Annotated in this window: 11 protein-coding genes and 1 riboswitch; of the genes, 4 read left to right on the forward strand and 7 right to left on the reverse strand. The window is 61.3% G+C overall.

Annotation, left to right across the window (positions count from 1 at the left end):
• Positions 1–6: 6 nt before the first annotated feature.
• Positions 7–1110, reverse strand: coding sequence for a hypothetical protein (locus BH682_RS03085; RefSeq protein ID WP_075832018.1), 1104 nt, complete (start codon positions 1108–1110; stop codon positions 7–9).
• Between the two features lie 126 nt (positions 1111–1236).
• On the opposite strand from BH682_RS03085, the gene BH682_RS03090 reads away from it, so the two are divergent.
• The 3 genes from BH682_RS03090 (at position 1237) to BH682_RS03100 (ending at position 5795) form a co-directional block, all read left to right on the forward strand.
• The gene (locus BH682_RS03090) at positions 1237–1821 is read left to right on the forward strand and encodes a TetR/AcrR family transcriptional regulator (protein WP_042950568.1); all 585 of its coding nucleotides are present in this window, start codon (positions 1237–1239) and stop codon (positions 1819–1821) included.
• A gap of 45 nt (positions 1822–1866) precedes the next feature.
• A riboswitch (M-box (ykoK) riboswitch) is annotated at positions 1867–2040 on the forward strand.
• 347 nt (positions 2041–2387) lie between these two features.
• On the forward strand, positions 2388–5081 hold the full coding sequence (gene mgtA, locus BH682_RS03095) for a magnesium-translocating P-type ATPase (RefSeq protein ID WP_075832019.1): 2694 nt from the start codon (positions 2388–2390) through the stop codon (positions 5079–5081).
• Positions 5082–5090: 9 nt separating this feature from the next.
• On the forward strand, positions 5091–5795 hold the full coding sequence (locus BH682_RS03100; protein ID WP_003941187.1) for an MgtC/SapB family protein: 705 nt from the start codon (positions 5091–5093) through the stop codon (positions 5793–5795).
• An 18-nt stretch (positions 5796–5813) separates the two neighbouring features.
• Here BH682_RS03100 and BH682_RS03105 read toward each other — a convergent pair whose 3' ends face one another.
• From BH682_RS03105 to BH682_RS03130, 6 genes are all read right to left on the reverse strand, one after another.
• Positions 5814–7175 (reverse strand): lipase family protein, encoded by a 1362-nt coding sequence (locus BH682_RS03105; protein ID WP_075832021.1) that lies wholly within the window; start codon positions 7173–7175, stop codon positions 5814–5816.
• A gap of 64 nt (positions 7176–7239) precedes the next feature.
• Positions 7240–7689: a GNAT family N-acetyltransferase gene (locus tag BH682_RS03110; protein ID WP_083954637.1), complete on the reverse strand. Its 450-nt coding sequence runs from the start codon at positions 7687–7689 to the stop codon at positions 7240–7242.
• 18 nt (positions 7690–7707) lie between these two features.
• Positions 7708–8184: a GNAT family N-acetyltransferase gene (locus BH682_RS03115; RefSeq protein ID WP_058039272.1), complete on the reverse strand. Its 477-nt coding sequence runs from the start codon at positions 8182–8184 to the stop codon at positions 7708–7710.
• Positions 8185–8186: 2 nt separating this feature from the next.
• Positions 8187–10181 (reverse strand): TerD family protein, encoded by a 1995-nt coding sequence (locus BH682_RS03120; RefSeq protein WP_075832023.1) that lies wholly within the window; start codon positions 10179–10181, stop codon positions 8187–8189.
• 228 nt (positions 10182–10409) lie between these two features.
• Positions 10410–11531, reverse strand: a complete 1122-nt coding sequence (locus BH682_RS03125; protein ID WP_046377871.1) for a DUF475 domain-containing protein — start codon at positions 11529–11531, stop codon at positions 10410–10412.
• A 137-nt stretch (positions 11532–11668) separates the two neighbouring features.
• On the reverse strand, positions 11669–12244 hold the full coding sequence (locus BH682_RS03130) for a TerD family protein (protein WP_003941199.1): 576 nt from the start codon (positions 12242–12244) through the stop codon (positions 11669–11671).
• A gap of 243 nt (positions 12245–12487) precedes the next feature.
• On the opposite strand from BH682_RS03130, the gene BH682_RS03135 reads away from it, so the two are divergent.
• A complete protein-coding gene (locus BH682_RS03135; protein ID WP_007727045.1) occupies positions 12488–13633 on the forward strand; it encodes a hypothetical protein in 1146 nt (381 codons plus the stop codon).
• Positions 13634–13653 lie beyond the last annotated feature (20 nt).

A 13653-nucleotide genomic window follows, 5' to 3' on the forward strand; every position in this document is an offset into this window, starting at 1 on the left:
CTAGGACTAGTCGGCGTTCGCCACAGCTGGAGTCGGCGTCGTGTCGGTGGACTTTCGGTTACGACGGATCGTGAAGCCGAACAGCATGACCGCACCGATCAGCGCGTACAGGAACAGCGTCAGAGCAGGCTGGCCGACGCCGACGTTGTTGAAGTAGACGATGCTCCGCACGCCTTCGGTGCCGGCGCCAGGTGTGATCCACCGGCCGATGGCGGCGTAGAACGAGGGAATCACGTTGGAGCCGAATGCGCCTCCCGCACTGGGATTGCCGAGGATCACGAAGACGGCGATAGCCAGCGGGACTGCCAGAACGCCGATGGCGGCGCGCAATCCGAGTGTGAACATGGCGGTGCCGAACACCACGGCTGTTCCCAGGATCCAGAGCGGGAACCAGTGGCCGGCGAAGGTTCCGAGTACGTGTGAGGTGATGAGGGCGCCGAGGGCTCCCGAGATGATCGAGTAGATCGCGATCACGCCCGTGTGTGCGCTTGCCTGGCGGAGAGTCTTCGGCGCACCGATGAACAGTCCGATGGCTGCCGCGAGGAGATAGCCGCCGACGACCCAGCCGACCGAGAGGTAGAAGCCGGAGAGGCCGCGGTTGTCGTGGGCTCCGACGGGGATCTCGTCGCGGACGACGAACTGTCGGTCCTGTGTCGCCTCGACCTTCGTGAACACCGCTTCGAGTGACGTAGCGATGGAGCTGCCGCCCGCGCTCGCGGTGATCAGGGTGTCCGCTCCGGCCGGGTTGATGACAAACGCGCCCTGGATCTCGCGGTCGTTGATCATGCGGCGAGCGGTCGCCGTGCTGTCGACCACCTGAGCGTCGAGCGGGCTGCCGTCGATGGCGTTGAGTTTGTCGGCGATCTGCTGATCCATGCCGTCGGGTGTGCCCTGATCGGCGATGACCGCGATTTCGATGTCTCGCGGAGTCGGCTGATGGAAGGCGGCGACGTAGCTGAGGATGAAGCCCATCTGCAGCAGGAGCACGCCGACGAACAGCGCGGCCATCACCTTGGGTGCGCCGTATTTCACCAGCAGATTGTCGTGGTGGTGTTCGTCGTGGGTGGAGCTGTTGTCTGGTGCGGCGTGTGCCGGATGCGTAGTGGTCACGAAAGAGTCCTGATCTTGTCGAAAGTAAAGAGCTTGTCAATACCCGAGGTATTGAATACTCTAGGTATCGTGACTGAATCTCGTCAACCGGACTGGACGCCGGTAACCCGCCCCGGACGTGACGTGGTGCGGCAAAGACTGCTCGACGCTGCGGCGGAAGAGTTTGCGGAGCGCGGATTCAGTGCTGCACGTCTCACTGAAGTTGCCCGCCGAGCGGGCTTCACCAAGGGGGCTGTCTACTCCAACTTCGAGTCGAAACAAGATCTGTTCGCCGAACTGTTCGCGCAACGGTCTCTCGAACTGGCCGGCCGTGTGCTTGCCGAGATCGCCGGGATGAACCCCGCCGACGCGGCGGGCAAAGGTGGCGAGGCCATTGCAACGTGGATGGTCGACGACCCGGGGTGGTCGCTTCTCGTCCTCGAATTCGGAGTGCTCGCCGGACGTGATCCGCAGATCGCTCAGGCGTACTTACGTGAGCGTCGCCACTTGCGCAGTCAACTCGTGGAGTTGATCGGTGAACGTGCCCGCGAATGGGGAGTGGACGATTCCTTCGATGTGCGGACCACTGCAATCTCGTTGATGGCCTTGATATCCGGGCTCGTTCTCGAGCACTCGGTGGATCCGGAAGAAGTTGATCAGAGCGTCATGGGTGCCGCCGTGACGGCACTCTTCGCCGGCGCCGTCGCACGGGCAGGATTGCCCTCCGTCTGAGTTGCTCGGTTGACAGGCAACAGATTTGAGAACTACCCTCTGGGTGCAGTACCTCGTTAGGTGAGGCTTCTGCACGAACACAGGCCACTGATCTCACGACGTCGAGAGACGCCCAAGGTTAGGACAGATCTCCCCGGCTTAAGGGGTGATCCAAAGTGGCTTCCCGGTCGCGATCGGGACACGTCGTGCAGTGCCAAAACTCGGACGTGGAGGTGTTTTCGCAGCTTGATGCCGGTTTCTTCCGGCGAAGGCGAGAGTACGTCGATATTCGGTTCTCCTGGCGTGTGCTGTGCGCATGTACTTGTGTGGCGTCATCGGACGCCCCGAACTTTCAGGAGGTGACCATCGTGGACGACCCGCCGAGTCGATATTCGACCCATCCTTCTGTTCTTGCCGACGATGCTCACCCCGGTCTTTTGCTCTTCAGTCACTGACTCTTTGCATCCTCGGCTTCATCTGCGCGGCTTTGCCGCGTCCGCTGACGACTTCCATTGTCGCTCAGCGCATTCTGCTGCCCTCATGCACTGGCATGGTCCGGCGTGTTCGGGCAGCCGAGGAGATTCGTCATGTCATTTTCCGTTCTCGCATTGCGGCCACGGCCCACGAGAAACAGTGCACAACAAACACATTCAACAGTCCTGGCAAAGGAAAGCGCACAGGAATTGGTCGACTACTCGGCCTCTGACACGCGCACCGTCCTCGCCGATCTGACCACGACGGCCAACGGCCTTCGCGACGATCAGATCGACGATCTTCGTCGGCAATACGGGCGCAACGATGTCCGCCACGACCGCCCGGCGCCGGCAATCGTGCAGTTCGCGGGGGCCTTCAAGAACCCGTTCATCCTGATCCTGGTATTCCTCGCCCTGATCATGGTCGGGACCGACGTGGTGTGGGCAGACCCGGAAGACGGTCCCTCCTACGAGGGCATCATCACCCTCGGGCTGATGATCTTTGTCAGTGTCTCACTGAGGTTCTGGCAGGAATACCGTTCGAGTCGCGCCGCCGAGGCGCTCAAGGCGATGGTTACGACGACCGTCGCGGCCACCCGCAAGATCAACAACACCGTGGTCACGGCTGAGATTCCGATCGAGCAGTTACTGCCAGGTGATGTAGTCCAGCTTGCCGCCGGCGACATGATCCCGGCCGATGTCCGCATCATTCGGGCCAAGGATCTACAGGTCAATCAGTCCATGCTCAGCGGTGAATCGATGCCGGCCGAGAAGTCGGCGGACCCGTCGTCGGGGATCGACGTCGATCGGCTGCTCGAAGCCGAGAACATCGGGTTCATGGGTACTTCCGTCGTGTCGGGCAGTGGCACCGCCGTTGCGGTACACACCGGCAAGCGGACCTACTTCGGTGCCATGACAGCACAATTGGCGTCCAAGCGACCCGAAACCAGCTTCGACGTCGGGGTGCGCAGTGTCAGCTACCTGCTGATCAAGTTCATGCTGATCATGGTTCCCGCGGTGTTCATCATCAACGGACTGACCAAGGACTGGAGCCAAGCACTACTCTTCGGCGTCGCCACCGCGGTGGGGTTGACTCCGGAAATGTTGCCGCTCATCGTGACGGCGAACCTGGCCAAGGGTGCGCTCCACATGTCGCGCAAGAAGGTGATCGTCAAGCAGATCAACGCGATTCAGAACTTCGGTGCCATGGACGGTCTGTGCACGGACAAGACCGGAACTCTCACCGAGGACCGCATCGTTCTCGGTGAGCATCTCGATACTGCCGGACGTAAGTCCGAGGACGTATTGCGGCTAGCGGCGGTCAATTCCGTGAATCAGACCGGATTGCGCAGTCTTCTCGACGACGCGGTGATCGAGGCCGCCGGTCCCGAAGTGGTCGAGGAGATCTCGCGTCGGCACGGGTTGGTGGACGAGATTCCCTTCGACTTCAAGCGCCGTCGACTCTCCGTGGTGGTCGACCACGGAGACGCCGATCTGATCGTAACCAAAGGTGCAGTGGAAGAGCTCCTTTCGGTCTGTGAATCGGTGGAACTGGACGGGGTGACCCACCAATTGACACCGGGATGGCTGGCCCGAGTCGACCGTCTGGTCGCGGAGCTGAACGGTCAAGGCAAGCGAGTGCTTGCGGTGGCAACCAAGACAGTCGTCGAAGAGCAGCGCCGCGAGTACTCGACGGCCGACGAAGAGGGCATGACCCTGGTCGGTCTGCTGGCATTCCTCGACCCGCCGAAGGAATCTGCGGCCGGGGCGATCGAAGCCCTCGCGAGCCACGGAGTCGCGGTCAAGGTAGTGACGGGTGACAACGAACTGGTCGCCGAAACCGTCTGCGGCAAAGTCGGTATCGATGTCGGGACCGTGGTCTCCGGCGCCGAGATCGAAGCGTTGAGCGACGACGCCCTCGACGAGTTGGTGCAGCGGACAACCGTATTCGCGAAGACGGATCCGATGCAGAAGGCACGCATTGTCGAATCGCTGCGCCGGGTCGGCCACACGGTTGGTTTCCTCGGTGACGGTGTCAACGACGCACCCGCACTGCGGGCTGCGGACGTCGGCATCTCCGTTGACACAGCGGCGGACATCGCCCGCGAATCCGCGGACATCATCTTGCTGGAGAAGGACCTCGGTGTACTCGAACAAGGAGTCATCGAAGGGCGTCGTACCTTCGGAAACATCCAGAAGTACATCAAGATGACTGCGTCGTCGAACTTCGGGAACGTCTTCTCGGTGCTCGTCGCCAGTGCCCTGCTGCCGTTCATCCCCATGATTCCCGTAGTTCTGTTGTTGCAGAACCTGATCTACGATCTCTCGATGCTCACGATCCCGTGGGACCGTGTCGACGACGACTTCCTCGCGAAGCCCCGCAAGTGGGAGACCAAGAGCCTTCGCCGGTTCATGGTGTTCATCGGCCCGATCAGTTCGATCTTCGATATCTCGACGTTCGCGCTGATGTGGTTCGTGTTCGCCGCCAACTCTCCCGAGCATGCAGCGCTGTTCCAATCGGGTTGGTTCATCGAGTCATTGATCTCGCAGACGCTGATCGTTCACATGATCCGCACCCGCAAGATCCCGTTCATCCAGTCGCGTGCATCGCTGCCGGTACTGCTCAGTACGGGCGCTGCCTGCGTCTTCGCGCTGGTGTTCCCGTTCACGTCCTGGGGTCATTCCCTCGGGTTGGTTTCACTGCCGTGGAACTACTTTCCGTGGCTGGTCCTCACCCTCGGGGCATACTGCGTCGTCACGCAGGTGGCCAAGGGAATGTTCATTCGTCGATTCGCGACCTGGCTCTAGGAGTTCACCGTGGAAATCCACGTCATCCTTGTGCGGATAGCGCTCGGGCTCGTCCTCGGCGCTGCCGTCGGTATCGAAAGGCAATGGCGCGCAAGGATGGCGGGTCTGCGAACCAACGCGTTGGTGAGCTTGGGTGCGACGCTCTTCGTCATCATGGGCGCGTACGGGTTTCAGGGCCCGGACGCTGATCCGACGCGCGTCGCAGCGCAGATCGTCTCGGGGATCGGTTTCCTCGGTGCTGGAGTGATCATGAAGCAGGGTGCGTCGGTCACCGGCCTGAACACTGCCGCCACTCTGTGGGCCACGGCCGCCGTCGGCGCACTGGCCGGAGGCGGAATGTACTGGGTCGCGGTGTTCGGGGCCGGCGCAATCATGTTGGCGAACACGCTGTTGAGGCCGTTGGGTCGGATGATGGATCACCAGCCTGCCCGAACCGGACGCGAAGAACCGCCCGCGGACTACACCTTCGAGGTGACCTGTCACGGCGACGCCGAAGCTCACATCAGAGGTCTTACCGTGCAGTCCATTTCGAGGCCCGAGTTTCAGCTCCGGTCAGTGCAGTCCTTCGACATCCCGGACAGCGACCGCGTGCGGGTGGTGGCCGAACTGGCTGCCGCGGAGCGTGACGACGGACTCCTGGAATCCGCCGTCAGCCGGCTTAGCCTGGAACCGTTGGTGACTCACGTTCGCTGGGAGGTGGAGCCGTCGAAGTAGATTCGGGGTCGCTGTCAGTCAGCGCGCATGTTCTTGCGGCGCAAGTGAGTTCCCCGGTGCAATGTTCGCGCAGTTGGACGGTGCAGGCTTGCCGTTCAAGCGGTCGTCGACCCAGGCGAGCGCACCGGGGAGCCAGAGCATGGCGCCGAGGAAGTGGCTGATGGTGTCGTACTGGTCGTACTGAATCGCCAGGCCGGCGTCGCAGTACTTGCGTGCGAGGGTGCGGACGTCGCCCGTGATCATCACGCCGTCTCCCGCTCCGACACCGGGGCCGCCGGGTTGGGTGCCCTCGATGGTGCCGTTGGCCGCCTGCGCGATGAACATCGGAATGGTCGGTGTCGCCGCGGTGCCCATGTTGATCTTGTTCACGACATCGACGTACTCGGGAACCGTATTGGGATCGGCGTACTCGGGTTTGACCAGATCCTGCCAGGTCAGTCCGGGATACTGTGCCAGCACATTGCCGATGGACGCGTCTTCGAGTCGAGCCATGACGTCGCGTCCACGGTCGCTGAGATACTTCCCGAAATCGATGTCGTACGAACGCGCAACGCCGACGACTGCCATGCCGACAACGCCACCCCACCCGATGCTTCCGCTCGCGTAGCGAAGGTTGTTGGCCGGATTGACCAGCACGCCGCCCTGCGCGGCACCGATCAAGTTGTCGTTGATCTCCGGTGCATATGCGGGAGCGAGGATCGAAGCCCAGTTGGTGGCGATCGCTCCGCCGGAGTAACCCATCAGCGCGATCTCTGCGTCGTCGGTGATTCCGGTTTCCGGGACATCGCGGGCGGCACGCAGAGCGTCGAGCGTCATCATCCCGTATTCGGGTCCGGCAGCGAAGTTTGCATCCGGGCCTTCGGTGTCCGGGACGACGATCGTGTAGCCGAGGGCGAAGAGCGGCCCGAACAAGGCTGCCTCGATGGACGTGAAGGTTCCGCCGACGTTGAAATTGCGCCCACTCGGCGTCCAATCTCCGATCGGGGTGTTGCCCGCGATGGCCCGCGACGGACTGTCGTCGGGGTTCAGTGAATCGTAAAAGGATTGGTACGAAACAACTTTATCCGGTTGAGCGTTGGCCGGGCGCAGGATCGAGGTGACGTTGGCCGACGGCTGACCGAGGGCGTCGGTTGATCGGTAGAGAACCTGGACTGCCTGTATCGGGGTCGGGATGTTGAGCACGGTGTACGGCACGGTGCGAGTCTCGAGTACCGCACCCGGGGCGTACGACGAGAGGGGTGCCGCGCCGTCGTAGCTGTAGAAACCGTCATCGGGGGACTTGGCAAGGACTGGCTGCGCGAGCGCTACCGGTGCGCCGACGCCTGTCAGTGCAAGCGCGAGTACTCCGACAACTGCGCGAGATAAGACCCTTGACGACATACTCGTCCTCCACATTGGTGTGCCACGCCCCACCCTGAGATCGTGGTGTGACGACCACCATATATTACTCGTGGGTAATGTGGGGATCGGTCAGATCGGTCGTCGTATCGAGGTCTCGACGTAGGAAGATTTCGGAGGACTCGCCTGGGAGTAAAAGAACTCCCGCGTCGGTATATCCCATTGCGCGATAGAAGTTCTGGGCTGATTCGTCGGCGAGTGTGGAGGTGAGGACCTGCGAGTGTCCCGCGCGGCTCATGCGTTTTTCCCAATCTGTGACCAAAGCGCGACCGATGCCTTGGCCGCGGTTCGAAGACAGGACGGTCAGCATGTTCATGAACGGAATCTCGTCCCAGAACAAGCCCCAGCGCAGCCATCCGATTGGATTACCGTAGTCCTCGGCGATGAGTATCCGGCCGCGTTGGACCACTGACGCGAGTTCCTCGGCACCGACGTGCGAGTCGTGCTCACGTAAGAACGGCAAGTCTGTCTGCGCTGCGACGCGAATGTTCACCACAGAAGTCAGTATCGCCGTTCAGTCGGAGTTGATGGCGTTCGGCTTGGACAGGTAGACGACTCCGGGGATGTGGCTGGGGTCCGGCGGCAATTGGGAGTAGCCCGCTCGGGTGTACAGGAGAATGTTCCGCAGGCTCCTGCTTCCGGTGAACAGCTCGAAACGTGTGATGCGCTCCGGAGCGTTCTGTTCCACGTGCTGCAAGAGGCGTCGGCCGAGGCCGTTGCCCGCCAAGTCCGGTGCCACCATGAGGCGACCGATCTGCCATGCGGTTCCGTCCGCGGTTCCTCGCACGGCCCCGACGAGCCGGCCGCCGCGTCGTGCGGTCCAGACAGTCGACTCCTGAACCCAGGCTCGGACCGTGGGTAGGTCCTCGTGGAGCGGGGGTATGTCCATGCTGTTGTTGGAGATTGCTTCCGAAACCCAGCAACAGCGTTGTAGAACAAGGATTTCCGCGGCGTCCTCGTCCGTTGCGCGCTCTATGACTATCTCGTTCATTGTCAGTCTTCGTTGTCGACTTGTTCTTCACGAGGGAGATCGGACGCCTTCGGGGCGGCGGGGACCCATTCACGGAGCGGTTGAACGACTTCGGAGTAGAAGATTTCGGCCGAACTGGTCACACTGTTGATGAAACTCGCAGCAGTACCCGAACGCTTGCTGCCGAGTGTGAAGGACTGTGTCAGTACGAATGAACTGAGTTGGCCGCCTTGACTGTCTGTCAACAGACGTGGCGTTGTGCGCGCGGATGCAACGGTCTCGCAAGTCGACGAGGCCGGGCCAGTGAACAACGCTTCGACCAACAATTCGGCAGGAGCATTCTTCAACTGACGCAAAACCCAGGTGACTCGTTTTCCCGAAGTGCCTTCGTCTGGTGCAGAAACCGTTGTACTACAGCTCACTTTGTTGGTTCTCAAATCAGCAGTAACCCGTAGCTCTCCGGCTGCGTCGGGGATTCGGAGGGTGGCGCTGAAGGTGCCGTCGTTCGCCAATTCGTTGACCGTCAGCGCGGTACGCGCATCCGCATCGTTGACCACCCGACGGGGCAACACGTGTTTGACGACGACACCGAGATCTGCAGTGAACCGCAGCGCAAGGTTCCGCGCGAGCGCGATCCACGACTGAGCGACCGCCGCTGCCTTCGGATCTCCAGGACGTAGAGTTCCGGCGCTCACGGAATCGCGTATCGATACCCAGTGCCGACCCATGTCGACGAACTCCGCGGCCCCGGACTTGGGATGTTCGATGTACCGGAGAAATTCGCTGAGAATCCAACCTTGCAGCGGATTGTCGATTCCGCCGTGCGAGAGCACCATCCGAGCCTCGTGGATGACTTCTGCCCAAGAGAGATGCCGCAGCGCAACTTTGGTGAGCTTGCGCTTGTCCACCTCGACGGGTAATTCGCCGGCGCCGGCAGGCAAGTCGTTGGACAGGCTGATCACGACGTCGTACTTGTTCTTCTTGGCGACGTCGAGATAGTTTTCGAGCTGCTCTCGGGTTTGGGTGCCTGCTCCAGTCTTTGCCTCGAGCAAGCCGGTCCAGAGCCGGCTTCCGCGGGCGATGCGCCACACTGCATCCGGGATCACCCGAGATTCACCTTTGACGTAGGGAACTTCGACATAGCCCTCGAACGAGCCGGCCGGCGCGCCCACGCGGGACGAAACCGCCCGCGCAAACAATGGAACCGCTTGCATCGTGGAAACCAATGCCGACGTGGTGCGTCGTTCTTGTTCCTCACCGGTTCCGACGCCGATCACAGAGAAGAGTCGTGCAGGTTGCCAGGCCTCGGACTCTGCGTGCTTGAATTCGGGTAGTGGGGCTTTCTTGGGCACCGGCTTCGCTGTACGAACACCACGCTGTCGGACGGGCTTCGCGGGCGTTGAGGGCTCTGTGACTGACGGTTCCTGTTCCGATATCGGTTGGATTGCCTCGAGCTCAGGTGACCCAGGCTCCTCGACGGGGGCATCCTCACTCACGTCGACTCCGAAGTCTTCGGCGAGCCCGGCGAGGCCTGAAGCCCAACCTTGGCCGATTGCGCGAAGTTTCCACTTCCCGCTACGTCGATAGACCTGGCCGAAGACGAATGCGGTTTCGGTGGACGCGTCGGCGGTGACGTATTGGGCGATAGGAGAGCCACCGGAATCAACCAGTTGGAGCGCAAGTTTGCCGAGGTCGCCGAAAGAGCCGGTGTCGACGCTGCCTATCAAAGCGATCGCGTCGACCTGATCGGGTACAGCAGCGAGGTGGACGAGGAGGCGCTCGTGTGGACCGGATTCGGCTTCGCGGCGGCCGAGATAGCGAACCGAGCCGTCAGCAGATTCCTGTTGGTTGTAGAAGACGAAGTCTGCGTCGGACCTGACTTTTCCGTCGGCACCCAGAAGCAATGCCGAGGCATCGACACCGAATTCCGTATTGTCCCAGGTGATCACGATGTCGATCTGATCGAGTTCGTCGGGGAGCTCGATGTTCTGGCCTTTGGACAGAAATTGGTCTTCCACGAATTTCCCCTCATCGCTGTGCACAGTCGGATTTCGCCTCTTGATTGTCCAGGGGCAGATCGAATTTTGTGTGGTTTCGAATCCGCAGGGCAATTGTTCAGCCGCAGGCTGAATTTGGCGCGCGGCTGAACAATTGGCGCGCGGCTGGGAATGCAGAGAGTTTCAATTCAGGCATAACAAACAAAACGCCCGCAACCAATTGGTCGCGGGCGTTTCGTGAAAAGAACGTCAGACAGTTGCCGGAGTGTTCTCGTCTAACTTCGGATCTTCGTTCGCGATTCGCTTGTTGCGAATGAGGCTGCTGATGAAAGCAGCGCCGATCAAGAAGACACCGACCAGGCCGGTGATGATCTCGTTGATGTGAACGCCGATGGACACCATCAAGATGACGGCCAGAGCGCCGATGGCCCAGTGCGCACCGTGCTCGAGGTAGACGTAATCGGAGAGCGTGCCCTTGCGGACCAGGAAGACCGTGATGGAACGGACGAACATCGCGCCGACGAAGCCGAGGCCGAGGGCGATGATGATCGGGTCTGCCGTGATGGCGAATGCGCCGATGACGCCGTCGAAGGAGAAGGACGCGTCGAGGACCTCGAGGTAGAGGAACAGGAAGAAGCCGGCCTTACCGGTCGCTTTCGCGAGCTGCGTGGGGCCGCCGGACTTGGCGGTTTCTTCCTCTTCGCCTTCTTCCGGCAGGTTGAACAGTTCACCCAGTCCGTTGACCGCGATGTAGGTGATCATGCCCAGAACACCGGAGATCATGACGGTGGAAACCTTGTCGTCAGCAGCGAGGAAAGAACCACTGAGAACCAGGACGATGCCGGCCACGACGACGGAGAGCTGATCGAGCTTGCCGATGCGAGCGAGGGGCTTCTCCAGCCAAGACAGCCAGGTGATCTCACGCTCTTCGAAGATGAAACCGAGGAAGAGCATCAGCAGGAACATGCCACCGAAGGCAGCGATCTGCGGGTGAGCGTCGGTGAGGATGGTTTCGTAGCTCGGCTCGCCGTTGGCGAAGTACGCGGCGTCGTCCGCAGGCGGGTTCAATGCCAGATCGAGTGCAGCAACGGGTCCGAGACCGGATGCAGCCCAGACGATCACGAGTGGAAACACCAGACGCATACCGAAGACGGCGATGATGACGCCGATGGTGAGGAAGATCTTCTGCCAGAATTCACTCATTCTCTGCAGAACAGTGGCGTTGATGACGGCGTTGTCGAAGGAAAGCGAGATTTCCAGAATCGACAGGATGATGACGAGGAACAGTGCCTCAGGTCCGCCGTAGATGAACGCAACGATCATCGCGAGGATCGAAATTGCGATGGATAAACCGAATATTCGCAGTACCACGGAGCGTGGCCCTTTCTAGTTGGTCAATGCAGAGTGGTTACTGCAAGCGGTCTCTCACCGCATCCGAACGTGAAAACGGGGAGGGTTCCACAGACTACTGCGGAACCTTCCCCGAGTCAGCTCGTCGAGAGCGAAGATCAGACGTTGACGCCGTAATCGCGCGCGATGCCCGCGAGGCCGGACGCGTAGCCCTGGCCGATTGCGCGGAACTTCCACTCTGCACCGTTGCGGTACAGCTCACCGAAGACCATGGCGGTCTCGGTGGAAGCGTCCTCGGAGAGGTCGTAACGAGCGAGCTCGTTGCCGTTCGACTTGTCGACTACGCGGATGTACGCGTTGCGGACCTGGCCGAAGGACTGCGAGCGAGCTTCTGCGTCGTAGATCGAGACGGGGAAGACAACGCTCTCGACCTCGGCAGGAACCGCTGCGAGGTTCACGTCGATCTGCTCGTCGTCGCCTTCGCCTTCGCCGTCCGTGTTGTCACCCTTGTGCTCGATCGAGCCGTCGGGCGAACGGAGGTTGTTGAAGAAGATGAAGTGCTGGTCGGAGAGGACCTTCTTGTTCGAGCCTGCGCCGATTGCGCTGGCGTCGAGGTCGAAAGCAGCTCCGGTGGTGGAACGTGCGTCCCAGCCCAGGCCGACGACCACTGCAGTCAGGTTCGGGGCCTCCTTCGTGAGAGAGACATTGCCGCCTTTGGTCAAGCTGACGCCCATTCAGGGGTCCTTTCAAGAGGAGAGACAAGGCCCACTACGACGCGAAGTCGTCTTGGGAGTGTGTTTACCTCCACCACCCTAACCGCAGTTCCGGTGTGTTCGCCGTAACAGCAGAATTACGAACCGAGAAGCGAAGTGCTGGACCCGTAGGATTCAATCGTGGTGGGAAGATGGTCGGAGCGCTTCAATCGGGGGGCAAGAGTGGGGGAGTCGGTCAGTCGTGCGCGGGAGGCGCAGACGGCCATGGTTTCGGCGTTCCTCGACATGGACAAGCGGCAGACCATCGCGTCGGCAGCAGTCGACGCTTCCGCCGAGCTGTACCCCGAGCGAGGGCTGCGCGCTGCGTGGGAACCCGTTCGGGATCGGTGCTTCCAGGCTGCGTCGGACTACCTCGACACATCCGAGCGCTATGGCAACGATCAGGTACTTCACCAGAACCCGAACGGTGCTCGGGCGGCGTTCGAAAAGTCGGTAGCCGAACTCGTCGAGGCGGCAAAGGGCGTCGACGCCTTCTACAACGGGCATCGTGCGCACCTCGAGCAGGCGACGGTCACGATGTCCGCCATTCCCGTCCTCGGCCAGCAGGCCCGAACCCTGGCGAACGCCGTCCGGGAAAAACTGGCTGCCACCGATCAGCGCTATCGCGAGTACCCGTCGGTGGTGACGGCCTCCGAACACCTCGACGACGCGGTTGCAGCGCTCGACAATGCGCGCTCATCCGGTCGCGCCGACGCAGTCCGCACGCGGGCCGAGAGTGTCCGCGAAGCGGTATCGGCGCTCGAGGAAGCATTGGCAGAAGCCCCGTCGACCCAGCACCGTGCCGAGATGACGATTTCCTCGGTCTCGACCAGGTTGTCGGCAGTGCGCACTCGAGTGGACCGCCTGGATCCGGCGTACTCCGCATTGCTGCGCGAGTTCAACGCCGCGAGTTCTGCTGACCTCGTCGACAACAGCAGTCGCAGCCGAGCGCATATCGATCAGGCCGACATCGATCTCAAGGAAGCGAAGCAGTCGCTGGCTGCGGGAAACCCCGAACATGCACTGGCTTTGATGGCCGAAGCCCGCGTGCACCTCGCCGACGCCGAAGCGTGTGCCGACGCCGTGACGGACCGTCTCGCTACTCTGCGTGCAGTCCGGGCAGATCCGAGCCAAAAGGAACGTGAGGTTCGTTTCCGGCTGAAAGACGCCCAGATGTTCGCTGTTAACCAAGGGTTGGTGGCGGAGTGGGGCTCCGTACTCGATGCTCAACTAGCAAGGATCGAGCGAGCGAGTGCGTCACTGTCGGGAACTCATCCGGACTACTGGTCGTATGTATTACAGCTGGACTCGGTATCGACGTTCATCACCGAAGTTGTCGAGAAGATGCGGGCGCGAGCCGGCAAAAACTGAATGGTCGGGCCGATCGGGGG

Origin of the sequence: Rhodococcus sp. YL-1 (assembly GCF_001942025.1) — a bacterium.
Taxonomy (GTDB): Bacteria; Actinomycetota; Actinomycetes; order Mycobacteriales; family Mycobacteriaceae; genus Rhodococcus_F; species Rhodococcus_F qingshengii.